Below are 23162 nucleotides of genomic sequence, written 5' to 3'. Positions count from 1 at the left end.
GGTCATATGGTCGTCGTATCCCACACCCATCTGGTGAGCGGAACGGTTGACCTTCGGGCACGAGCGGTATTGGTAGGACGGATGAACATCGCCACGACACGAGGGACGACCAGCCGCGCGATGTCCCTCCCGAACCTTCTGACCTATGGCCGGATCGCAGCGATCCCGGTCGTGGTCGGATGCATCTATGCGCAATCGATTCTGGATCAGCCGCTCTGGTTGCGCTGGGTCGCGGTCGCCATTTTCATTGCGGCTGCGGTCACCGATTACCTCGACGGCTATTACGCGCGGATCTGGAATCAGCAATCGGCGTTCGGCCGGATGCTCGATCCGATCGCCGACAAGCTGCTGGTCGCCTCGTGCCTGCTGATGCTGGCCGCCGACGGCATCATTCATGGCTGGTCGTTGTGGGCCGCCATCGTGATCCTGTGCCGCGAGATCCTGGTCTCGGGTCTGCGCGAATATCTCGCCGCGCTCCGCGTCAGCGTGCCCGTGACCAAGCTTGCGAAGTGGAAGACCACGGTGCAGCTCGTTGCGATCGGCTTTCTGCTCGCGGGCCCCGCCGGTGACGAGGTGGTGCCCGTGGTCTCGATGATCGGATTGGCGTTGCTGTGGGCGTCGGCCATCCTGACCATCTACACCGGATACGATTACTTCCGTGCCGGCATCCATCACCTCATCAAGGAGGACGAGGGATGAAGGTGAAGTATTTCGCCTGGGTGCGCGAGCGCGTCGGCAAGGCGGAGGAGACCATCGAGCCGCCCGCGAGCGTGCGCACGGTCGAGGAGCTGATCGCCTGGCTGTCCGGCCAAAGCGAGGCTTACGCCTACGCATTCGAGAAGCCGAAGGTGATCCGCACCGCCATCGACCACGCCCACGTCAAATCGGACGCTGCGATCGCGGGCGCCCGTGAAATCGCTTTTTCCCCGCCGATGACCGGCGGCTAGGCCATGATCTCCCCTGTCACCGCCTGCCCCGTCACCATCCGCATCCAGGAGGACGATTTCGACATCGCGCGCGAGATCGCGGTCCTGACCAGGAGCCGCACCGACATCGGTGCCGTCGTGAGCTTTTCCGGTATCTGCCGCGCCGACGAGGACAGCGCCAAGATTTCGGCGCTCACGCTCGAACATTATCCGGGCATGGCCGAGGAAGAGATCGGGCGTCATGCCGATGAGGCGACCTCGCGCTGGCCGCTGAACGGCGTCACGGTGATCCATCGCGTCGGCCGCTTCATGCCGGGCCAGAACATCGTGCTGGTGCTGACCGCCTCGCAGCATCGCCAGGCCGCGTTCGAGGCGGCCGAGTTCCTGATGGACTACCTCAAGACCAGCGCCCCGTTCTGGAAGAAGGAAGAGAGCGCCGCCGGCACCGGCTGGGTCGAGGCCCAGGCCCGTGACGACGAGGCCGCCGCACGCTGGACCAAATCCTGATGGCAAGAGCATCCAAAAAGGCCGCGCGAGGCCGCGCTGCGCCGAAGCCTGTGAAAATGGGTCCCGGCGAGCTTCTCACGCTGCTCGACTTCGTCCGCTATGCGGTGAGCCGCTTTGTCGAGGCGAAGCTCGCCTTTGCCCATGGCACGACCGACCCGGTCGCGGAAGCCATTTTCCTGGTCTCTGAGGCGCTGCATCTCACTCCCGACCAGTTCGAGGGCTTTGCCCACGCACGTGTCACCGTCGCGGAGAGCAGGACCCTCCTCGATCTCATCCATCAGCGCGTCACCACGCGCAAACCGGCCGCCTACCTCGTCAACAAGGTCTACATGCGCGGCCTGCCCTTCTATGTCGACGAGCGCGTCATTGTTCCACGCTCCTTCATCGGCGAGCTCCTGGATTCGCATTTCGGCGGCGACGGCGAGGCTGGATCGCTGATCGACGATCCCACCGCGGTCGAGCGCGTGCTCGATCTCTGCACAGGGTCGGCGTGTCTCGCCATCCTCGCCGCGCACCATTTCCCCAACGCCACCGTTGATGCCGTCGACATCTCCAAGGGCGCGCTCGAAGTCGCCGCACGAAATGTCGCGGAGTTCGGGCTCGGGGACCGCATCAGCCTCTATCGCGGCGACCTGTTCGCCCCGCTCGGCGACAACAGATACGATCTGATCATCACCAACCCGCCTTACGTCGATGCCGAAGGCATGGCCGCGCTGCCGCCGGAATGCCGTGCCGAGCCGAAGCTTGCCTTCGACGGCGGCGCCGACGGCCTCGATGTAGTGCGCCGAATTCTGCGCGAGGCCCCCGACCATCTGACGGGCGACGGCGGGCTGATCTGCGAGATCGGCCGCGGCCGGGAATTGGTCGACGAGGCCTTTCCGGAACTGCCGCTGCTCTGGCTCGACACCGAGGACTCCGAGGGCGAGGTGTTCTGGATTTCGGCTGCCGATCTCGGCTGATCCACCTCGACCGATGGAGCTCCGTCGGAACAAGTCAAATTCCGCCACGTTCATCCCCCGAACAAATTCTTGCTCTCGGAGGATGTCCGCATGCTCGCGCCATCGGGCGAATTGCTGCGCGCCGGCATGGCGCTGAAGCTCAATCACGTCAAACGCGCCGCTCAATCCTATCTGCGTGACCAGACCAGCCAGGCAACCGGCAAGGTGACGTCTTACGCCGTGGCCGGCGGGCTGTTCGCGGTGGCGGCTCTATTCGTCGTGGCGGCCTTCTTCGTCGGGCTGATCGCCCTGTACCGCTGGGTCGCCATCACCCACGGCCAGTTCTGGGGTTTCGGTGCCGTGGGTGGATTGCTGCTGGTGCTGGCGGCGGTCTGCGCTGGCGTGGCAATGGCGCAGATGAAGCGCAAGGCCAAGCCGGTCGTGCCACTTGCCAGCCGGCTGCGTGTGGCGATCGCAACCCCGCGGATTCCGCGCGGAACGGTCAAAGAGGCCGTGAAAGAGGTCGCGACCACGATTCCCCTTGCGCCGCTCTCGCCGGGCGAGCGCCGCCATGGGGCGAGAGCCTGGCCTGTTCGCGGCAACCGACCCGTGCAGCTTGGCCTGATGCTCGCTGCGATCGGATTAGCGGGGTTCACGGCGGCGCGCCGCCGCCGTCACGGTCACAGATTGGACGCATGAATGCTGATGCGGCGCTCCGAACAGATCGACTCCTGGCTGCTGGTGGCGGCGACGGCCGTCTTCGTGCTGACGGCGGAGCGCTACTTTCAGGACGGAGGCTTGGTCTCATCCGGGCCGCCCCAGGACCATCGCAAGGGCGAGGCGAATTCACCGGAAACGCACCCCGCGCGCGCGGCGGTGCAGCCCGGCCATGGGCGCCATGCCAAGAGCCCGTTTGATATCCCCTGGAAGGGCTGGAAGGATATCTTCTGGCGGACCTATCAGCGCATCGATGAGGATCGCCTGCTTGCGACGGCGGGCGGCGTCGTGTTCTTCGGGCTGCTTGCGATCTTTCCGGCGGTTACGGCGCTGGTCTCCTCCTATGGCCTGTTCGCCGATCCCAAGACCATCAGCGCCAATCTCCAGACGCTCGCGACCATGCTGCCCGAGGGCTCGTTCCAGATCGTCGAGGAGCAGGTGGCGCGCGTGGTCTCGCATGGCAACACCACGCTCGGTGCCACGTTCCTGCTCGGCCTTCTGCTGGCGATCTGGAGCGCCAATGCCGGCGTCAAGGCGATCTTCGACGCGCTCAACGTCGCCTATGAGGAGCGCGAGAAGCGCAGCTTCATCAAGCTCAACATGGTGTCGCTGGCCTTCACGGTCGGCGGCATCGTGGCACTGTTGGTGATGGTGGGCGTTGTCGTGGCCTTCCCGCTGGCGCTCAATCATCTCGGCATGGCGCCTGAAAGCAAGCTGATCGTCGCGCTGGCACGATGGCCGCTGATGTTCCTCATCCTGCTGGTGGCGCTTGCGATCCTCTCCCGCTTCGCGCCGAGCCGCGACGCCCCGCGCTGGCAATGGTTGAGCCTCGGCGCGGTGATCGCCGCCATCCTCTGGATCGCGGGCTCGGCGCTGCTGTCCTGGTATCTCTCGGAGTTTGCCAACTACAATGCGACCTACGGCTCGCTTGGTGCGGCGATCGGCCTGATGATGTGGATGTGGATGTCGGCGATCGTCATCATGTTCGGCGCCGAGCTGAATTCGGAGATCGAACGGCAGACGCTGAGAGACACGACGCCCGGTCGTCCCAAGCCGCTGGGCAGCCGCGAGGCTGTCTCCGCCGACACGGTCGGAGCCGCTGCCCCAGCCTGACGGCGCCCGGGAACGCGCCGCTATCCCCTCGAATCAACAATGATGTTAAGCTCATGCGGCTTGGGGGAGCACGCGGCGGGACGCAATTGCAACGCGACCCGTGTTTTCCCGGGTAAGGCAGTCAGCTCTTGAGGCGTAACGCGCGGCATGATTCGCATTTCGACGATCTTCATCGCCATCTGCATGGTTCTGGTCGCAGCCTCGCTCGGGCTTGTCCTCTACGCCGTCGCCGGCATCAGCGGAACCGAATCCGCGTTCGTGGCGCTGACCGCGCTGACCTTCCTGATCCTCTACAACGCGGTGTCGATGCGGCTGCGTGACCGCAGCGACGTCGGCGGCCAGATCGCCGATCTGTCGCGGGGCACCGCCGACCTCGCCCGCCAGGTGGCCGAGTTCGGCCGACGGTTGGCCGCGATGGAGGGACGCATCGCCTCGTCCAATTCGACCAACTCGGACCGCATCCAGTCGGTGGTCGGCGAGATCAACGAGCTTGGCGGATTGGTCAGACAGCTCGCCGCCACCGTGTCGGCGCACGAAGACCTCTTGGCCGGCGCCGCGCCGACTCCCGCTCCGGTCGCCACATCCGAACCGGAGGCTCCGGCCGATCTGGCGGCGCCGTTCGAGGATCGGCCGGCCGCCCCTCCCCCGCTCCCCGCCGTACCGCCGCCCCCGATGGCGCAGCCACGGCCGGCGCCGGCGGTCCATACTCAGGCTGCGAGCCCTCAGACCGCCGCTGGACGCAACCAGACTCAACTGCTGGCGACGCTGCGCAACGCCATCGACGAAAATCGGATCGACATCTTCCTGCAGCCGATGGTGACCTTGCCGCAGCGCAAGGTGCGATTCTACGAGGCGGTGACGCGCTTGCGCGACGAACGCGACCAGCTGATCGCAGCCGAGGAGTTCATCAGCATCGCGGAAGCGTCCGGGCTGATCGGGCGGATCGACAACATGGTGATGCTGCGCTGTGTGCAGGTGCTGCGGCGCCTGATGGTGCGCAACAAGGATGTCGGCGTGTTCTGCAACGTCGCGGCGTCCACGCTCGGCAATTCCACCACCTTCGCGCAATGCCTCGACTTCCTCGAAGCCAACCGGGCGCTGGCGCCCTCGCTGGTGCTGGAGTTCAAGCAATCGACCTTCCGCAGTCTCGGCCCGGCCGAGACCGAGAATCTCGCCGCGCTCGCCCAGCGCGGCTTCCGCTTCTCGATCGACCATGTCACCGATCTCAGGATCGAGCCGCGCGAGCTCGCCGACCGCGGCGTGCGCTTCATCAAGGTGCCGGCCACGCTGCTGCTCGACCCCAGGCAGGCCTCGACCTCCGACATCCACCCCTCCGATCTCTCCGACCTGCTGGGTCGCTTCGGCATCGACCTGATCGCCGAGCGGATCGAGGGCGAGCGCGCCGTGGTCGATCTGCTCGATTATGACGTGCGGTTCGGCCAGGGGTTCCTGTTCGCACCGCCCCGGCCATTGCGGCCAGAGGGGGCATCTGCTACCGGCGGGGCCGCGCCGAACCAGGCGCAGGACATTCAGGGACCCAATGGCTCCGGCACACAAAGCTCAGGCGCGACGTCTTCGGCGCCTCCGCCACAGCGTATCACCGGCAACGCGGCGCTCGCGCGCCGGATCTGATCGGCCGCACGCATCATGACCACCCTGCATTTCGCCGAAAGCCTGCGCGAGCTCGTGGGCGGCGTGGAGGTCGTGCTCAGCGACATCTGGGGCGTCGTGCATAACGGCCTCGAATCCTTCCCCGAGGCCTGCGAGGCCTTGCACACCTATCGCAGCCGCGGCGGTACGGTGATCCTGATCACCAACGCACCGCGCCCGGCCGACAGCGTGCAGCGGCAATTGCGCAAGCTCGGCGTCGCCGACGAGACCTACGACGCGATCGTGTCGTCCGGAGACCTGACGCGGCTTTATGTCGCCGAGCATCCCGGCCGCAAGATGTTCTGGCTCGGTCCCGAGCGCGACAATTCGATCTATCGCGGCCTCGAGGCGAGAACCGCGCCGCTGGAAGAAGCCGACTACATCGTCTGCACCGGCCTCTACGACGACGAGACCGAGACGGCGGAGGACTATCGCGGCATGATGCTGAAGGCGCGCGAACGCAAGCTGACGCTGGTCTGTGCCAACCCTGATATCGTGGTGGAACGCGGCGACCGGCTGATCTATTGCGCCGGCGCCATCGCCGAGCTCTACCGCGAGCTCGGCGGCGAGGTGATCTTCTACGGCAAGCCGCACCGGCCGATCTATGAGCGCGCCATGGCGCTCGCCGGTGAACGCCAGGGCCACCAGATCGATCGGAAGAAGGTGCTGGCGATCGGCGATTCCGTCCGCACCGACTTAACGGGCGCCCGCGAATTCGGTATCGACTGCCTGTTCGTCACCCGCGGCATCCATGCCGAGGAGTTCGAGGGCCTCGACCAGCTCGACCCGGCCTCGGTGACGGAATTGTTCGGCCACCCGCCGAAGGCCTTGATGCGCGAATTGAAGTGGTAGTGATTTGATCGTCATTCCGGTGCGCGCGAAGCGCGAACCCGGAATCTCTAGATTCCGGGTTCGGTGCTGCGCACCGCCCCGGAATGACAGAAAAACGCAGAAAGCCCGGGACGTGCCCGGGCCTTCCGAATTCGCCTGATGGCTTCGAAAGCGCTTTAAGCGCTCGCCATGTCCGGGAAGACCGCCTCGATCTTGGTCTTCAGCGTCGCCGCATTGAACGGCTTGACGATGTAGTTGTTCACGCCGGCCTTCTTGGCCGCGATCACGTTCTCAGTCTTGGATTCCGCCGTGATCATGATGAAGGGCGTGGTGGCGAGATTCGGATCCGCGCGCACTTCGCGCAGCAGATCGTAACCCGTCATCGGCTCCATATTCCAATCGGAGATCACGAGCCCGTACTTCTTGCCGCGCATCTTGTTCAGCGCTGCCGAACCGTCGCTGGCATCATCGATGTTCTCGAAGCCAAGCTGCTTCAGCAGATTCCGGATGATACGGATCATGGTGCTGTAGTCATCCACCACCAGAACCGGCATCGACAAATCAACCGCCATCTCGACTCCCCCAACGCATACCCAGGAATATTACGATCGGACCGCCGGGCCGAAGCCCGCCTGTTCCAGATGCAAGGACTAGCACCAAGGCGTTAAACAGCGCGTTAATCGGGGCGGGTCCGAAAGAACTGAAATTGCGTTCGACAGGCTTGCCCCCCTCCCGCTTGACTTCGTCGGGCCGGTCGCGCCCCCGTCCCGGCCGGTCCCGCCGGTTCGAGAATTCCCCTGATGGCCCCGCATTTTACCGTTATCCGCGACACCACGCCGGTTTCCGCGATTCCACGGGGCGCCGTGGTCGCCATGGGCAATTTCGACGGGGTCCATCTGGGTCACCGCGCCGTGATCGCCGCGGCCCTGGAAATGGGCCGGGTGCATGGCCGCCCTGCGCTGGCACTGACCTTCGAGCCGCATCCGCGGCGGTTCTTCAGTCCCAACACCCCGCAATTCCGCCTCACGGACGAGCGCGCCAAGCTGCGGCTCTTGGCCGGCACCGGGCTCGCCGGCGCCGTGGTCATGACCTTCGACAAGGCGCGCGCCGGAACCAGTGCGCAAGATTTCATTCACCATGAGCTGATCGGGCGGCTCGGGGTCAGCGGGATCGCGGTGGGCTACGACTTCCATTTCGGCAAGGGACGGGTCGGCTCGCCCAGTCTTCTGGTCAACGAGGCGCCCCGGCTCGGTATCGAGGTCGACGTGCAGCCGCATGTCGACATCGATGAGCGGCCGGTCTCCTCCAGCGCCATCCGGACTGCGCTCGCCGAGGGCCAGCTCGACGAAGCCACGACCATGCTGGGCGCGCCCTGGTTCGTCACCGGCGAGGTCATCCATGGCGAAAAGCGGGGCCGCGACCTCGGCTATCCCACCGCCAATATCCGCCTCGACGCCAATTGCGGCCTCAAGCACGGCATCTATGCGGTGCGGATCGGCCGCGGGCCCCAGCGGCTGGACGGGGTGGCCAGCTTCGGCCGGCGCCCGACCTTTGACAATGGCGCCCCGCTGCTCGAGATCTTCTTGTTCGACTTCAAGGGCGACCTCTACGGGCAGGCGCTGGACTGCGCCTTCGTCGGCTTCATCCGCGAGGAGCTGAAATTCGATGGTCTAGAGGCCCTGATCCGGCAGATGGACGACGATTCCGCCCGCGCTCGCGCTATCCTGGCCGCCGCCCCGGACGCATTTCCGCGGCTCGGCGCCATCGATTGAGCCCCCGAATCCGCCTTGGCCCGAACCTTTGCGCTTCCCTTTTGCGCTTCTCTTTTGCGCTTCCCTTGGCCCCCTGCTATGGAGTGCCCATGTTTGCGCGGCGCATCATAGGGATTAGCGGCCCGGCTTCCGCCTGAGCCCAAAGGCTCGGCGCAAGACCGGGATTTCGTCGTTTCACCCCGCGATTCCGCATCGCCATCTGTTCCCGCGCCATTCCGAGCCAGTCAGCCTCATGTCCGAAAAGCCGCAAAAGTCCCAAAAGTCTGAAGTCAAAGACTATTCGAAGACCCTGTTCCTGCCGCAGACCGAATTCCCGATGCGCGCCGGCCTGCCGCAGCGCGAGCCGGAGATCCTCAAGCGCTGGTACGAGATCGGCCTCTACGAGAAGCTGCGCCAATCCGCGAAGGGCCGCGCCAAGTTCGTGCTGCATGACGGCCCGCCCTACGCCAACGGCAACATCCATATCGGCACGGCGCTGAACAAGATCCTCAAGGATCTCGTCACCAAGAGCCAGCAGATGCTCGGCTTCGATTCCAACTACGTGCCCGGCTGGGACTGCCACGGCCTGCCGATCGAGTGGAAGGTCGAGGAAGAGCACTATCGCAAGAAGGGCAAGCAGAAGCCGGACTTCCGCGACTCGGCCGCGATGATCGACTTCCGCCGGGAGTGCCGCGCCTACGCCACGCATTGGCTCGGCGTACAGCGCGAGGAGTTCAAGCGCCTCGGCGTCATCGGCGACTGGGATCATCCCTATGCCACCATGAGCTATCCGGCCGAAGCCCAGATCGCGCGCGAGCTGATGAAGTTCGCCGCCAACGGCACGCTCTATCGCGGCTCCAAGCCGGTGATGTGGAGCGTGGTCGAGAAGACCGCGCTGGCCGAAGCCGAGGTGGAATACGAGGACTACACCTCCGATACGGTGTGGGTGAAATTTCCGGTGACCTCGCCCGCGCACGGTGCACTCGCCTCCGCAAGTGTCGTGATCTGGACCACCACGCCCTGGACGCTGCCGGGCAATCGCGCCATCTCGTTCTCGCCGAAGATCGCCTATGGCCTGTACAAGGTCACCGACGCGCCCGCCGACAATTGGACCAAGACTGGCGATCTCCTGATCCTCGCCGACGCGCTCGCCGAAGAGGTCTTCAAACAGGCGCGCGTGACCGCTTACGAGAAGGTCCGCGACGTCCCCGGCGACACCATGGACGCGATCGAATGCGCCCATCCGCTCAAGGGCCTTGCCGGCGGCTACGACTTCGTCGTGCCGCTATTGCCCGGTGATCACGTCACCGACGACACCGGCACCGGCTTCGTGCACACCGCGCCCGGCCATGGCCGCGAGGATTTCGATGCCTGGATGGCACAGGCGCGCGATCTCGATGCGCGCGGCATCAACACGGCGATTCCCTATACCGTCGACGAGAACGGCGCCTACACCGATCATGCGCCGGGCTTTGCCGGCAAGCGCGTCATCAACGACAAGGGCGAGAAGGGCGACGCCAACGAGGCCGTGATCAAGGCGCTCGTCGAACGAGGCATGCTGCTCGCGCGCGGCCGGCTCAAGCACCAATATCCGCACTCCTGGCGCTCCAAGAAGCCGGTGATCTTCCGCAACACGCCGCAATGGTTCATCGCGATGGACAAGGATGTGGCGCAGGGCGGCAAGACCAAGAGCGGCGACACGCTGCGCGCCCGCGCGCTGCACGCGATCTCGGTGACGCAATGGGTGCCGCCGTCGGGCGAGAACCGCATCAACGGCATGATCGAGGCGCGCCCCGACTGGGTGATCTCGCGTCAGCGCGCCTGGGGCGTGCCGATTGCCGTGTTCGTGCGCGAGAGGGGCGACGGCTCCGCCGAGATCCTCCAGGACGAGGCCGTCAATACCCGTATCGGCGAGGCCTTCGAGCAGGAAGGCGCCGACGCCTGGTACGCGACGGGCGCGCGCGAGCGCTTCCTCGGGTCCCGCGCGAGCGAAGACTGGCAGAAGGTCGACGACATTCTCGACGTCTGGTTCGATTCCGGCTCGACCCACGCTTTCGTGCTCGAAGATCCCGTGCAGTTTCCCGGGCTCGCCGGCATCAAGCGCAAGGTCGACGGCGGCGCCGACACGGTGATGTATCTGGAAGGCTCGGACCAGCATCGCGGCTGGTTCCACTCCTCGCTGCTGGAAAGCTGCGGCACGCGCGGCCGCGCGCCCTACGACATCGTGCTGACCCACGGCTTCACCCAGGCCGAGGACGGCCGCAAGATGTCAAAGTCGCTCGGCAACACCATTGAGCCGCAGGCCGTCATCAAGGAATCCGGCGCCGACATCCTCCGGCTCTGGGTCGCTTCCTGCGACTACACCGACGACCAGCGCATCGGTCCCGAGATCCTGAAGAACACCGTCGAGACCTACCGCAAGCTGCGCAACACCGTGCGCTGGATGCTGGGCACGCTGCATCACTTCAAACCGACCGAGGCGGTCGCGCCGGCCGAGATGCCGGAGCTCGAACGCCTGATGCTGCACGAGCTCGCGATGCGGGCCGTTGCCGTCGACAAGGCCTATCGGGAGTTCGACTACAAGACCGTGGTCGCGACCCTCTCCGCCTTCCTGAACAGCGAACTCTCCGCGTTCTATTTCGATATCCGCAAGGATACGCTGTATTGCGATCCGCCGTCCTCGCTGACGCGCAAGGCGGCGCTGACCACGATCGACCTGTTGTGCGCCTCGATCCTGAAATGGCTGGCGCCGATTCTCAGCTTCACTGCCGAGGAGGCGTGGCGCATGTACAGGCCCGACGCCGAACCGTCGGTGCATCTGACGCTATCCCCCGCCGATCTCGAAGCCTTGCGCGACGACAAGCTCGCCGCGAAATGGGAGACGATCCGCAACGTCCGCCGCGTCGTCACCGGAGCGCTCGAGCTCGAACGCGCCGCCAAGAACATCGGCTCGTCGCTGGAGGCCTCACCGGTGATCTATGTCGCCGACCGCGCCATGCTGGCGACGCTGTTCGACGTCGATCTCGCCGAGATCTGCATCACCTCGAATTACGAGGTGCGTGAGGGCGAGGCGCCGGCTGCTGCGTTTCGTCTCGATGCCGTGCCCGGTGTCGCGGTGGTGGTGGAGAAGGCGGTCGGCACCAAATGCGCCCGCTCCTGGAAGATCTCGCCGATGGTCGGCGAAGACGCCGAATATCCCGACGTCACCCCGCGCGACGCCAAGGCGCTGCGCGAATGGAAGGCGTTGGGGGTGGCGGTCTGACCGGCCGGCCATGACCCCGCTCCGCGCCGGCATCCTCGCGGCCATGGTCACGCTGGTGGCCGACCAGGCCTCGAAGCTGTGGCTGCTGAACGTGTTCGACATTGCCCGGCGCGGCGCGGTGAAGGTGACGCCATTCTTCGACTTGGTGCTGGCCTGGAATATCGGCATCAGCTTCGGCTGGCTGCAGAACGACAGCCAGGCGGCACAGCTCGCGCTGATGGCGGTCAAGGCCATCGCCGTGGTGGCGCTGGCGATCTGGATGGCCCGCTCGCACACCCACCTGGCCACGGTCGCACTGGGCCTGATCATCGGCGGGGCGATCGGCAACGGCATCGACCGCCTGGCCTATGGTGCGGTGGTCGATTTCGCTCTGTTCCACATCGAGATCGGCGGAAATACCTATAATTGGTACGTGTTTAACCTGGCGGACGTAGCCATCGTTGCTGGGGTGGCGGCGCTATTGTATGATTCTTTCCTGGGGGTCCCCGCCGCAAAAGCGCCCTGATCCCGGCCGATACGACCGGCAGGTGGAACCCGGCTTTTGCGAGGGCTGAGCCGCGTTTGAGCGGCGATCTGCCACAATATGGAACAGGTACGGTAATGCGCAGCGCGAAGACCAGCGTTTCGATGGTTCGAGATCCCCGATGGGGGCTTTGGCGGGCGTTGAAATTGTCCGCTGCCGTGCTCGGCATCGGCCTCGTCCTATCGGCCGGCGCGGCCCGCGCCGGTGACGACGACGATGACGACGACGGCATGACCTTCGAAGAGAAGATCATCGACAATCTGATGTCCGGCATCGGCGCCAAGAGCATGGAGAAGAAGGGCATCGAATACCGCGAGCGCTCGCCGCTGGTGGTGCCGCCCAAGCTCGATCTGCCGCCGCCTGCGACCGAAGCCAAGGCTGCGCCCAACTGGCCCAAGGACCCCGAGGAAAAGCGCCGCAAGGAAGCGATCGCCGCACGCAAGAAGGCGACCAAGGAAACCGAGAACTGGCAGGCCGCCCGACCCCTGACGCCCGCCGAGATGAAGGCTGGCCAGGTCGCCGCAGCCCCCCGTACCAGCAATGACCCGATCCAGCCGGGCACCAATGGCAATCCGTCGCTCAGCCCCGCCGAGCTCGGCTTCTCCGGCGGCCTGTGGAACATGATGAAGGGCGGCAACGCCACCGAAGAGAAGAAATTCACCAGCGAGCCGCCGCGCCAGTCGCTGGTCGAGCCGCCCCCGGGCTATCAGACGCCCTCGCCGAACTACGCCTATGGCGCCGGACCGGACAAGTCACGGCGGACCTATTTCGACATCATGTCGGGCAAGGACAAGGAACAATAACGTTCCAGTCGATCCGAAGCGGACCGGCGTCTTGTGCACGCCGGCCGCGGCCAATGATTGCCTATCAGTAACTTGCCACCGCGTTGAGTTCTCTGCTTCGTGACGCGAAGCCTCAGCCGCACGGTGTAGCATGCCGTGCCTTCCGAGCCGGAGATCCGGACCTCGGCCTGTCAAAAGGATCATGATGTCCTCATACCGATCGGCTGCCTGCCTCCTTGCCGCGCTGCTTTCGACCAGCGTCCTCTCGGCCGGCGCGGCCATTGCCCAGACCACGGTTACATCGGCCCCGCCCGCCAGCTTCACGCTCAGCAACGGCATGCAGGTCGTGGTGATCCCCGATCACCGCACGCCCGTGGTCACGGAGATGATCTGGTACAAGGTCGGCTCGGCCGATGAGACGCCGGGCAAGTCCGGGCTCGCACACTTCCTCGAGCACCTGATGTTCAAGGGCACCTCGAAGCATCCGGTCGGCGAATTCTCCCAGACCGTGCTACGCGTCGGCGGCAACGAGAATGCCTCGACCTCGGTCGACTACACCAACTACTACCAGCGGGTGCCGAAAGAGCAGCTGCCGACCATGATGGAGTTCGAGGCCGACCGCATGACCGGCCTCGTGCTCAAGGACGAGAACGTGCTGCCCGAGCGCGACGTCGTGCTCGAAGAGTACAACATGCGCGTCGCCAACAATCCGGACGCCCGGTTGAACGAGCAGATCATGGCCGCGCTCTATCTCAATCATCCGTACGGCCGTCCCGTGATCGGCTGGCACCAGGAGATCGAAAAGCTCGATCGCGAGGATGCGCTCGCCTTCTACCGCCGCTTCTACGCGCCGAACAACGCGATCCTGGTCATCGCCGGCGACGTCGATGCCGCCGACATGCGCCCGCTGGTCGAGCGCAATTTCGGCGCGATCCCGGCCCAACCCGCGATCCCGCCGCGGCGTGTCCGTCCGCAGGAGCCGGAGCCGGCCGCGCCGCGCACCGTGACGCTCGCCGATCCGCGCGTCGAGCAGCCGAACATGCGGCGCTATTATCTCGTGCCCTCTGCAACGACCGCTGCAGCCGGCGAGAGCGCGGCACTGGACGTGCTGGCGCAGCTGATGGGCAGCGGCAACAACTCCTATCTCTACCGCGCGCTCGTGGTCGACAAGCCGCTCGCGGTCTCTGCCAGCGCCAGCTATTCGAGTATCTCGCTCGACCCGACCCAGTTCGCGATTTCGGCCGCGCCAAAGCCCGGCGTCAGCTTTGCCGAGGTCGAGCAGGCGGTCGACGCCGTCATCGCCGATGTCGCTCAGAACCCGATCCGCGCCGAGGATCTGGAGCGCGTGAAGACCCAGCTCATCGCGGAAGCGATCTACGCCCAGGACAACCAGGCAGTGCTGGCGCGCTGGTATGGCGGCGCGCTGACCACGGGCCTGTCGATCGAGGACATCCGAAGCTGGCCTGACCGTATCCGCGCGGTCACCGCCAAGCAGGTTCGCGCTGTTGCGCAAAAATGGCTCGAGAAGAAGCGCTCGGTGACGGGCTATCTGATCAAGGACACCGCGGCGACCAAGCGCGAGGAGAAGCGTTCGTGACTTATTCCTTCCTTCGCCGCGTCGCATTCTCGCTCGCCACCGGCGCGGCGCTCGCGCTCGCGACCGTCACGCCGTCGCAGGCCGCGGCCAAGATCCAGCGCCTGATCTCACCCGGCGGCATCGAGGCCTGGTTCGTGCAGGACGCGACCGTGCCGCTGATCGCCATGGAATATTCCTTTGCCGGCGGCTCGGCCCAGGATCCCAAGGACAAGCCCGGTGTCGCCAATCTGGTCGGCGACCTCCTCGACGAGGGCTCCGGCGATCTCGATTCCAAGACCTTCCACGAGCGGCTCGACCGCCGCGCCATCGAGCTCTCCTTCAGCGCCACCCGCGACACCTTCCGCGGCAGCCTGCGCATGCTGCGCGACAACAAGGACGAAGCCTTCGACCTGCTCAGGAGCGCGCTGACCTCGCCGCATTTCGACACCGCGGACGTCGAGCGCATCCGCTCGCAGGTCATCTCGGGCCTGCGCCGCGAGACCACCAACCCGACCTCGCTGGCGAGCCGCAAGTTCCTCGAAGTTGCCTTCGGCGATCACCCCTATGGCCGGCAGACCAACGGCAACCTCGACAGCGTGCCGACCATCACAGTCGCCGACATGAAGGATTATGTCGGCCGCGTGCTGGCGAAGGATGGGCTGAAGGTCGCTGTCGTCGGCGACGTCGATCCGGCGACGCTCGGCAAGCTGCTCGACCACACGTTCGGCAGCCTGCCCGCCAAGGCCAATCTGACGCCGGTCCCCGACATCGACGCCGCAAAGCCGCCGCAACGCGCCTTCGTGACCCTCGATGTGCCGCAGACCGTGATCACCTTCGGCGGCCCGGGGGTCAAGCGCAGCGATCCCACCTTCATGGCGGCGTATGTCGTCAATCACATTCTCGGCGGCGGCGGACTGTCCTCGCGGCTCTATCGCGAGGTCCGCGAGAAGCGCGGCCTGGCCTATTCGGTGTTCGAATCGCTGCTCTGGATGGAGCACTCGGCGGTGTTCATCGGCAACACCGGGACGCGCGCCGACCGCGCCGGCGACACCATCGATGCGATCGAGAAGGAAGTGCGCCGCATCGCCGAGGAGGGCCCGACGCAGAAGGAACTCGACGAGGCCAAGTCTTACCTCAAGGGCTCGCAGATGCTGGCGCTCGACACCTCCTCCAAGCTGGCCCAGGCGCTGCTGCAATACCAGCAGGACAAGCTGCCGATCGACTATATCGAGAAGCGCAACGCCATCGTCGATGCCGTGACGCTGGACGACGCCAAGGCGGCCGCCAAGCGCCTCTGGGGCCAGGGCCTCCTGACCGTCGTCGTCGGCCGCACCCCGCAGGCCGCGGCACAGCCGGCGGCACCGGCGACGAAGTCGAACTAGCAGTCGAATTGATCTCTCTACGCGTCCTGAAATGGCCGGGCTCGCCCCGGCCATTTGCGTTTCGCTGGGAGCGCCATTGCTGAAGGCTGATGTTCGCGGTATGTCCGGGCAATCACGAATGGTGCCAACATGCTGCGGATATCCCGCGATCTCGTCATCGACGAGGACGACATCGAGATCGGCTTTGTCCGTGCCTCCGGCCCGGGTGGGCAGAATGTCAACAAGGTCGCGACCTCGGCACAGCTGCGCTTCGACACGCGCAAGCTGACCCTGCCGGAGGACGCGGCGATCCGGCTCGAGCGCATCGCCGGCCAGCGCATGACCAAGGACGGCGTCATCGTGATCCAGGCGCAGCGCTTTCGCACCCAGGAGCGCAACCGGCAGGACGCCATCGACCGGCTTGTCGAGATGCTCAAGGAGGCCATGGTGCGGCCGACACCGCGCCGCGCGACGCGGCCGACCTTCGCCTCCAAGCAGCGCCGGCTCGAAGGCAAGAAGCGCCGCAGCGACATCAAGGCCGGACGCGGCGGCCGCTTCGACGACTGACAGACGCAGCCGAAGAACTCCGGCCGCAGAGCGACCGGAGTTTTGTCGTTTCGCCCGCGACTAAAGCGCGATGAGATTTAGATGAATCGTCATCGCGCTTCAGGTTGTTGTTTGCGCATGATCATCCCGGAAAGCCGCGTCGCACGTTTCCGGATCATGCTTCAGAGCGTTTTCGAGCGAAGTGGACACCGGTTCGCGTGAAGAAAACGCGTCAAAACAAGAATCTAGAGCTTCGGTTCTGATCCAATCAGAACCGAAAATGCTCTAGTAGCGCTTGGACGGGGCCGCGCCGCCCGTCGCGGCATCGTCGGCGGTCCCCTTGTGCGCCGCGCTGCCCGTGGTGCCGACCGTGCTCCTGGTGCCTTTGGTCGACTTCATGCCGGTCTTCTCGCCGGCTGCGCCCGGCTGAGCATTCATGTCCTCGTCGCCGCTGCCCATGGTGCTGCCTTGCACGGGTTTGCCTTGCACGGTGCCGCCTGGCTTGGCCGTGGGGGGCGCGCTTTGTGCGAGGACGGGTGTCACAATGAGGGCCGACAGAGCGCAGGCGATCATCGAGGTCTTCACCAACTTCATCCATTTCTCCCGGATTGTTTCGCGATGAATGGCTCGGCGGCTCCTTGCGCCGCTCGTCTGCACCGGACCATTGCATCGCGTAAAGAGTTCAAGCGGCGCGACGTCATGCAATGCGCATGGTGTGGTGATCGTTTAGGGATTTGACGGCGGTTTCGCGGAATTGTGCTCCGCATATAAGGCGGCGTGGAACACCACCGCACCGTGACCATCTCCGCGCGCGGCAAAACAGCCCGCTACTACCACCGCCCATCCAGCGCCGCTTAGAGTTTGCGCACTCTGGTCTTGATGTGAATGGGCGGCTCCTGACGATGCGCGCGATCGTGCTGGGATTGTGCACCGCGATGGTGCTGACGGTGCGGATGGGCAGGCCAAGCCGGAGACCCGCGCTGCGATCATCACCTACCTGAAGGAGCAGAACTGAATGGCAAAGCCCGTTCATTCCATGATCCGCGTGCGCGACGAGGCGCGCTCGCTCGATTTCTACAGGCGCGCCTTCGGCCTCGAAGTTGCCGACCATCTGAAATTCGCGGACTTCGCCCTGATTTATCTGCGTCACCCGTCCTCACCTTTCGAGGTCGAGCTGACCGTGAACTTTGACCGTAAGGAACCATACGCACTCGGCGACGGCTACGGCCATCTCGCCGTGGTGGTCGAGGATCTCGACGCCGAGCATGCCCGGTTCGAACGCGAGCAGCTCGCACCCGGCCCCTTGCGCGACTTCAAGCACGACGGCAGGACGCTGGCGCGCTTCTTCTTCGTCAGCGACCCCGATGGGTACAAGATCGAGGTGATTCAGCGGGGCGGACGTTTCAACTGATTCAATCACAAAATCAAAATTGTCGGAGGAATGCCATGAGAGAAGTCGATCGTCGAAGCAAGCACAGCCGCCGCGTCTTTCTCAAGGGCGCGGCGACTGCCGTGCCGGTCGTGGCTGTCGCGACCAGTGTCGCCGTCAGCATCGAGGATGCCTGGGCCGATGACGCCACCGCCCTATCGCCCGCGACCATGAGGACGCTGCTGAAGGTCGCGCGCGACATCTATCCTCACGACGTTCTCGGCGACAGCTACTACATCACTGCAATCAAGCCGTGGGACGGCAAGGCGGCCAAGGACCCTGCCGTCAAGTCGCTGATCAGCGACGGCATCACGCGGCTCGATCAGAACGCGCAGGATCGCCACAAGGTGCCTTATGTCGAGGTGCCCTGGGAAGCCGACCGCGTGGTGCTCTTGAAGGAAATCGAGCAGAGCGCCTTCTTCCAGAAGGTGCGCGGCGACCTCATCGTCTCGCTCTACAACCAGAAAGAGGTCTGGCCGCGGTTCGGCTACGAGGGCCCCTCGGCCGAGCTCGGCGGCTACATCAACCGCGGCTTCGCCGACATCGACTGGCTGCCGAAGGCCTAGGTCCCCACCCAACGGTTCAGGAGAACGCATATGGCAAAATTCGATCTGAACGACTCCAGCGTTGTGGTGATCGTCGGCTCCGGTGCCGGCGGCGGCACGCTGGGCAACGAGCTCGCGCAGAAGGGCGTCAAGGTGGTCATCCTCGAAGCAGGTCCCCGCATCGAGAACCACGAGTTCATCAACGACGAGTGGGAGAGTTTTTCCCAGCTCGCCTGGACCGATGCCCGCACCACATCGGGCAGCTGGCGCGTCGCCAAGGATTTTTCCGGCCTGCCCGCGTGGATCGTGAAGGCCGTCGGCGGCTCGACCACGCACTGGGCCGGCGCCTCGCTCCGCTTCGACGAGCACGAGTTCAGGGTGAAGAGCACCTACGGCAACATTCCCGGCGCCAACCTTCTGGACTGGCCGATCACGCTCGCCGAGATCGAGCCGTGGTACGCCAAAGCCGAGAACAAGATGGGCGTGACCCGCACCAACGGGATTCCCGGACTTCCCGGCAACAATAACTTCAAAGTGCTGGAGGCCGGCGCCAGGAAGCTCGGCTACAAGACCGTGCACACCGGCAACATGGCGATCAACAGCCAGCCGCGCGACGGACGCGGCTCCTGCCAGCAGATCGGCTTCTGCTTCCAGGGCTGCAAATCCGGCGCGAAATGGTCGACGCTCTACACCGAGATTCCCAAGGGTGAAGCCACCGGCAATCTCGAAGTGCGGCCGAGCAGCATGGCGGTCAAGATCGAGCACGACGCCGGCGGCAAGGTGACCGGCGTCGTCTATGCCGACGAGAGCGGCGCGATGCAGCGCCAGAAGGCGCGCATCGTCGCGGTCGCCGGCAACTCGATCGAGAGCCCGCGTCTGCTGCTCAACAGCGCCTCGACCATGTTCCCGGACGGCCTTGGCAATTCATCGGGCCAGGTCGGCCGCAACTACATGCGGCACATGACCGGCAGCGTCTACGCCGTGTTCGAGAAATCGGTGCACATGTATCGCGGCACCACCATGGCCGGCATCATCCGCGATGAGGCCGTCAACAATCCGAAGCGCGGCTTCGTCGGCGGCTACGAGATGGAGACGCTGTCGATCGGCTTGCCCTTCATGGCGGCTTTCCTCAATCCCGGTGCCTGGGGCCGCTCGTTCACGTCGGCGCTCGACGGCTATCCCCGGATGGCCGGCATGTGGCTGGTCGGCGAGGACATGCCGCAGGAGACCAACCGCATCACGCTCGATCCCGTCGTCAAGGACAAGCACGGACAGCCGGTCGCGAGCGTTCATTTCGACGACCACCCCAACGATGTCGCGATGCGTGCCCACGCCTATAAGCAGGGCGCGGCGGTCTACGACGCCGTCGGCGCCACGGTGACCTATCCGACACCGCCCTATCCTAGCACGCACAATCTCGGCACCAACAGGATGAGCGAGAAGCCGCGGGACGGCGTCGTCAACAAGTTCGGACAGAGCCACGACGTCAAGAACCTGTTCGTCTCGGATGGCAGCCAGTTCACCAGCGGGGCTGCCTGCAACCCGACGCTGACCATCGTTGCGCTGGCGATCCGGCAGGCGGACTACATCGCGGCAGCGATGCAGAAGAAGGAGATTTAAGGCCGGGCGTCCCTGAAATTGCGAGCGCAGCGAAGCAATCCAGATCTCTCTGCAGCGACCGTCTGGATTGCTTCGTCGCAAGAGCTCCTCGCAGTAACGCCGGAGGGAGTATCGTAATCCCGTAGCCCGGATGGAACGGCTATTCCGCCGCGTCCAGAATCGGCGCCACATTGGTCTTGAACTCCGCCACCGGCGTCGTGCTCCGGGAGCGATAGATCAGACACGAGCAGCGCAGCAGCGAAGCAAAATTGTTGACCTCGCCGTGATGGTCGAGCACCTCGTTGTAGAGTGTGGTCAGGAACTTGCCGAGGCTCATGCTCTCCTTGGCTGCAATCTCCTCCAGCGTGTCCCAGAATGCCATCTCCAGCCGGATCGAGGTGCAATGGCCGTCGATCCGCAAGGAGCGGGTCTGGGATTCGTAGTCGCGTTGGGGCTGGTGCGCGAAGAGATGGCACATGGCGTCCTCCCGTCCTGGTGCCGTTTTTTCACGATGCTACACCGCGGCCCGGCACCTCACAATCACGACCGCGGCTGGAGGCGGCATCATCCCGGCCTGCGCGATTTTCTCGAACGTCCAATGTCTTCAATGTGATAGGCATCCCTCTTCCCCAGGAAGCCACACGGCTGTTGCCCAACACATGCTTTTGACGCAACACGGCCTAGAATAGCGCTGCCAGCGAATCCCTATCGAAAGCCCCATGCCCGTCCGCCAGCTTCCAGAGCAAGTCGTCAACCGCATCGCCGCCGGTGAGGTGGTCGAGCGCCCGGCGAGCGTCGTCAAGGAGCTGGTCGAGAACGCGATCGATGCCGGTGCGAGCCGGATCGACGTCTTCACCGACGGCGGCGGGCGGCGCCGGATCGGCATCACCGACGACGGCAGTGGCATGACGGCGAAGGATCTGGCGCTCGCGGTCGAGCGCCACGCCACCTCCAAGCTCGACGACGAGGATCTGCTCCAGATCCGCACCCTCGGGTTCCGCGGCGAGGCCCTGCCCTCGATCGGCTCGGTCGCGCGTATCTCCATCACCACGCGCCATGCCAGTGAGCCGCACGCCTGGGCGCTGTCGGTCGAGGGCGGCGAGAAGTCCGGGATCATGCCGGCGGCGCTGGCGCATGGCACCCGCGTCGAGGTCGGCGACCTCTTCTATGCGACGCCGGCGCGGCTGAAATTCCTGAAGACCGACCGCACGGAAGCCGAAGCGATCCGGGAGGTGGTGCGGCGCCTCGCCATGGCGCGGCCCGATATCGCCTTCACGCTGGCCGGCGAGGAGCGCGCGCCGGTGACCTGGGCCGCGGCGCTGCCCGGCGCGGCCGGACGGCTGACCCGGCTCGGCGACATCCTCGGCGCGGAATTCCGCAGCCACGCCATCGAGGTCCATGCCGAGCGCGAGGGTGTCGTCGTCGCCGGCTATGCCGCGGCGCCGGCCCTGACCAAGGCCAACGCGCTCGGCCAGTACCTCTTCGTCAACGGCCGCCCGGTCCGCGACAAGCTGATCCTGGGCGCCGTGCGCGCGGCCTATTCCGACTATTTGCCGCGCGACCGTCATCCGGTGCTGGCGCTGTTCGTCACGCTCGATCCGCGCGAGGTCGACGCCAACGTGCATCCGGCCAAGACCGAGGTGCGCTTCCGCAACGCCGGTCTCGTCCGCGCGTTGATCGTACACGGATTGAAGGAAGCCCTCGCACGCGAGGGTCGCCGCACCGCGGCCAACAGCGGCGAGAGCGCGCTGTCCTCGTTTCGGCCCGCCTTCACGCCACCACGCCCGGCAAGCTGGGACTGGCGCGCCTCGCCATCGGCTCCGGTGGCGCCGCTGGCCTCGTTCGAAGGCTCGGCCGCCCCCGCCTTCGCCGAGCGCGCGCAGGCTGCGTTCGACGTCGGCGCGCCGAGTGCCGATGTCCGGATCGAGACACAGCCAGTCGCCGACCTCGTCGATCGACCGCTCGGCGCGGCGCGCACGCAGATCCATGAGACCTACATCGTCTCGCAGACTCGCGACGGCCTCATCATCGTCGATCAGCATGCCGCACATGAGCGCATCGTCTATGAGCGGCTTAAGGCCTCGCTGGCCGCGAACGGCGTGCAGCGGCAGATCCTGCTCATCCCTGAAATCGTCGAGATGGACGAGGCGACGGTGGAGCGCCTCCTGGAGCGCAGCGAGGAGCTCGCATCGTTCGGCCTCGCGATCGAATCCTTCGGCCCCGGCGCGGTCGCGGTGCGCGAGACGCCCTCGCTGCTCGGCAAGACCAATGCGGGCGGTCTCCTGCGCGATCTCTCCGAGCACATGGCCGAATGGGACGAGGCTCTCCCTCTCGAACGCCGCCTGATGCACGTCGCCGCCACCATGGCCTGCCACGGCTCGGTGCGCGCCGGCCGCCGCTTGCGGCCAGAGGAGATGAACGCCCTGCTCCGCGAGATGGAGGAGACGCCGAACTCCGGCCAGTGCAATCACGGCCGGCCGACCTATGTCGAGCTGAAGCTATCCGACGTGGAGAAGCTGTTCGGGCGGAGGTGAGGTGCCGCAGGGTGGTGCTACGGCCTTTTCAAAAACACGAACTCCGTGTCGTCATCCGCCCGCCGCTCGAGCTCCTCGAAACCTTCCGGCGTCACGAACTGCGCGGCCTTGGCCTCTTCCACCACCAGCAGCGCGCCCGGCGTCAGCCAGCCGCCATCGCGCAAGGACGCCAGCGCCTTCTCCGCAAAGCCCTTGCCATAGGGCGGATCGAGAAACACCAGCGAGAACGGCTCGACGGGATGCGCGGGGCCGAGGGCGGTGGCATCGCGGCGATAGACTTTTGTCACGCCGCCAAGGCCGAGCGATTCTACGTTGTTGCGCAAGAGCGCCCGCGCTTCCGCGCCATTGTCGACGAACAGCGTGAACTTCGCCCCGCGTGACGACGCCTCGATACCGAGCGCGCCGGTGCCGGCGAAGAGATCGAGCACGCGCGCATCCTGAATCGGATCGTCATAGGCGTGTACGAGGATGTTGAACACGGATTCGCGCAGGCGGTCCGCCGTGGGGCGGATGTCGCGCGAGGACGGTGAGGCGAGATTGCGCCCCTTCAACCTGCCGCCGACGACGCGCAA

23 protein-coding genes are annotated in these 23162 nt (G+C 65.4%); 19 read left to right on the top strand and 4 right to left on the bottom strand.

The annotated features are described in order from the left end of the window. Positions 1-81 precede the first annotated feature (81 nt). The 8 genes from pgsA (at position 82) to X268_RS03225 (ending at position 6703) form a co-directional block, all read left to right on the top strand. Positions 82-699: a CDP-diacylglycerol--glycerol-3-phosphate 3-phosphatidyltransferase gene (pgsA, locus tag X268_RS03260; RefSeq protein WP_128923593.1), complete on the top strand. Its 618-nt coding sequence runs from the start codon at positions 82-84 to the stop codon at positions 697-699. Then, positions 696-947, top strand: coding sequence for a molybdopterin converting factor subunit 1 (gene moaD / locus X268_RS03255; RefSeq protein ID WP_128923592.1), 252 nt, complete (start codon positions 696-698; stop codon positions 945-947). Before pgsA ends, moaD begins: the two co-directional genes overlap by 4 nt. 3 nt (positions 948-950) lie before the next feature. Continuing rightward, positions 951-1433 carry a molybdenum cofactor biosynthesis protein MoaE gene (locus X268_RS03250; protein ID WP_128923591.1) on the top strand — a complete coding sequence of 161 codons (483 nt, stop codon included), beginning with the start codon at positions 951-953 and terminating at the stop codon, positions 1431-1433. Further along, the gene (prmB, locus tag X268_RS03245) at positions 1433-2392 is read left to right on the top strand and encodes a 50S ribosomal protein L3 N(5)-glutamine methyltransferase (protein WP_128923590.1); all 960 of its coding nucleotides are present in this window, start codon (positions 1433-1435) and stop codon (positions 2390-2392) included. Before X268_RS03250 ends, prmB begins: the two co-directional genes overlap by 1 nt. A 90-nt stretch (positions 2393-2482) precedes the next feature. Then, complete coding sequence (locus X268_RS03240; protein WP_128923589.1) at positions 2483-3070, top strand: phage holin family protein; 588 nt, start codon at positions 2483-2485, stop codon at positions 3068-3070. Next, positions 3071-4201 (top strand): YihY/virulence factor BrkB family protein, encoded by a 1131-nt coding sequence (locus X268_RS03235; protein WP_128923588.1) that lies wholly within the window; start codon positions 3071-3073, stop codon positions 4199-4201. A 147-nt stretch (positions 4202-4348) separates the two neighbouring features. Further along, positions 4349-5833 carry an EAL domain-containing protein gene (locus X268_RS03230; protein WP_128923587.1) on the top strand — a complete coding sequence of 495 codons (1485 nt, stop codon included), beginning with the start codon at positions 4349-4351 and terminating at the stop codon, positions 5831-5833. Between the two features lie 15 nt (positions 5834-5848). Continuing rightward, positions 5849-6703: a TIGR01459 family HAD-type hydrolase gene (locus tag X268_RS03225; RefSeq protein WP_128923586.1), complete on the top strand. Its 855-nt coding sequence runs from the start codon at positions 5849-5851 to the stop codon at positions 6701-6703. Between the two features lie 155 nt (positions 6704-6858). On the opposite strand, the gene X268_RS03220 is transcribed toward X268_RS03225, so the two are convergent. Beyond that, positions 6859-7254, bottom strand: coding sequence for a response regulator (locus X268_RS03220; protein ID WP_008567674.1), 396 nt, complete (start codon positions 7252-7254; stop codon positions 6859-6861). A gap of 228 nt (positions 7255-7482) precedes the next feature. On the opposite strand from X268_RS03220, the gene X268_RS03215 reads away from it, so the two are divergent. The 7 genes from X268_RS03215 to arfB all read left to right on the top strand — a co-directional run bounded on the left by X268_RS03215 (position 7483) and on the right by arfB (position 16504). Beyond that, positions 7483-8454 (top strand): bifunctional riboflavin kinase/FAD synthetase, encoded by a 972-nt coding sequence (locus X268_RS03215; RefSeq protein WP_128923585.1) that lies wholly within the window; start codon positions 7483-7485, stop codon positions 8452-8454. A 232-nt stretch (positions 8455-8686) separates the two neighbouring features. Further along, a complete protein-coding gene (gene ileS / locus X268_RS03210; protein WP_128923584.1) occupies positions 8687-11695 on the top strand; it encodes an isoleucine--tRNA ligase in 3009 nt (1002 codons plus the stop codon). 10 nt (positions 11696-11705) lie between these two features. Beyond that, on the top strand, positions 11706-12200 hold the full coding sequence (gene lspA / locus X268_RS03205; RefSeq protein ID WP_128923583.1) for a signal peptidase II: 495 nt from the start codon (positions 11706-11708) through the stop codon (positions 12198-12200). 95 nt (positions 12201-12295) lie between these two features. Further along, positions 12296-13021, top strand: a complete 726-nt coding sequence (locus X268_RS03200; protein ID WP_128923582.1) for a hypothetical protein — start codon at positions 12296-12298, stop codon at positions 13019-13021. 181 nt (positions 13022-13202) lie between these two features. Beyond that, positions 13203-14597: a M16 family metallopeptidase gene (locus tag X268_RS03195; RefSeq protein ID WP_430648258.1), complete on the top strand. Its 1395-nt coding sequence runs from the start codon at positions 13203-13205 to the stop codon at positions 14595-14597. Next, positions 14594-15958, top strand: a complete 1365-nt coding sequence (locus tag X268_RS03190) for a M16 family metallopeptidase (protein ID WP_164937501.1) — start codon at positions 14594-14596, stop codon at positions 15956-15958. Before X268_RS03195 ends, X268_RS03190 begins: the two co-directional genes overlap by 4 nt. A 129-nt stretch (positions 15959-16087) precedes the next feature. Beyond that, the gene (arfB, locus tag X268_RS03185; RefSeq protein ID WP_128923579.1) at positions 16088-16504 is read left to right on the top strand and encodes an alternative ribosome rescue aminoacyl-tRNA hydrolase ArfB; all 417 of its coding nucleotides are present in this window, start codon (positions 16088-16090) and stop codon (positions 16502-16504) included. Between the two features lie 264 nt (positions 16505-16768). Here arfB and X268_RS03180 read toward each other — a convergent pair whose 3' ends face one another. Next, positions 16769-17077: a hypothetical protein gene (locus X268_RS03180; protein WP_128923578.1), complete on the bottom strand. Its 309-nt coding sequence runs from the start codon at positions 17075-17077 to the stop codon at positions 16769-16771. 421 nt (positions 17078-17498) lie between these two features. On the opposite strand from X268_RS03180, the gene X268_RS03175 reads away from it, so the two are divergent. From X268_RS03175 to X268_RS03165, 3 genes are read left to right on the top strand one after another with little or no spacing between them, the layout of a single operon-like run. Further along, a complete protein-coding gene (locus X268_RS03175; protein ID WP_128923577.1) occupies positions 17499-17894 on the top strand; it encodes a VOC family protein in 396 nt (131 codons plus the stop codon). 35 nt (positions 17895-17929) lie between these two features. Then, positions 17930-18478 (top strand): gluconate 2-dehydrogenase subunit 3 family protein, encoded by a 549-nt coding sequence (locus X268_RS03170; RefSeq protein ID WP_128923576.1) that lies wholly within the window; start codon positions 17930-17932, stop codon positions 18476-18478. A gap of 30 nt (positions 18479-18508) precedes the next feature. Continuing rightward, the gene (locus tag X268_RS03165; RefSeq protein ID WP_128923575.1) at positions 18509-20077 is read left to right on the top strand and encodes a GMC family oxidoreductase; all 1569 of its coding nucleotides are present in this window, start codon (positions 18509-18511) and stop codon (positions 20075-20077) included. A 139-nt stretch (positions 20078-20216) separates the two neighbouring features. Here X268_RS03165 and X268_RS03160 read toward each other — a convergent pair whose 3' ends face one another. After that, entirely contained in the window at positions 20217-20534 is a 318-nt protein-coding gene (locus X268_RS03160) for a ribbon-helix-helix domain-containing protein (RefSeq protein WP_128923574.1), read from the bottom strand. A 241-nt stretch (positions 20535-20775) separates the two neighbouring features. On the opposite strand from X268_RS03160, the gene mutL reads away from it, so the two are divergent. Beyond that, positions 20776-22590, top strand: coding sequence for a DNA mismatch repair endonuclease MutL (mutL, locus tag X268_RS03155; RefSeq protein ID WP_128923573.1), 1815 nt, complete (start codon positions 20776-20778; stop codon positions 22588-22590). A gap of 17 nt (positions 22591-22607) precedes the next feature. On the opposite strand, the gene rsmD is transcribed toward mutL, so the two are convergent. Continuing rightward, positions 22608-23162 carry a 16S rRNA (guanine(966)-N(2))-methyltransferase RsmD gene (gene rsmD / locus X268_RS03150; protein ID WP_128923572.1) on the bottom strand — a complete coding sequence of 185 codons (555 nt, stop codon included), beginning with the start codon at positions 23160-23162 and terminating at the stop codon, positions 22608-22610.

The organism is Bradyrhizobium guangxiense, assembly GCF_004114915.1.
GTDB classification, from domain to species: Bacteria; Pseudomonadota; Alphaproteobacteria; order Rhizobiales; family Xanthobacteraceae; genus Bradyrhizobium; species Bradyrhizobium guangxiense.
The sequence above is the reverse complement of the archived record's forward strand: the minus strand, read 5'-3'. Positions and strand labels throughout refer to the sequence as shown.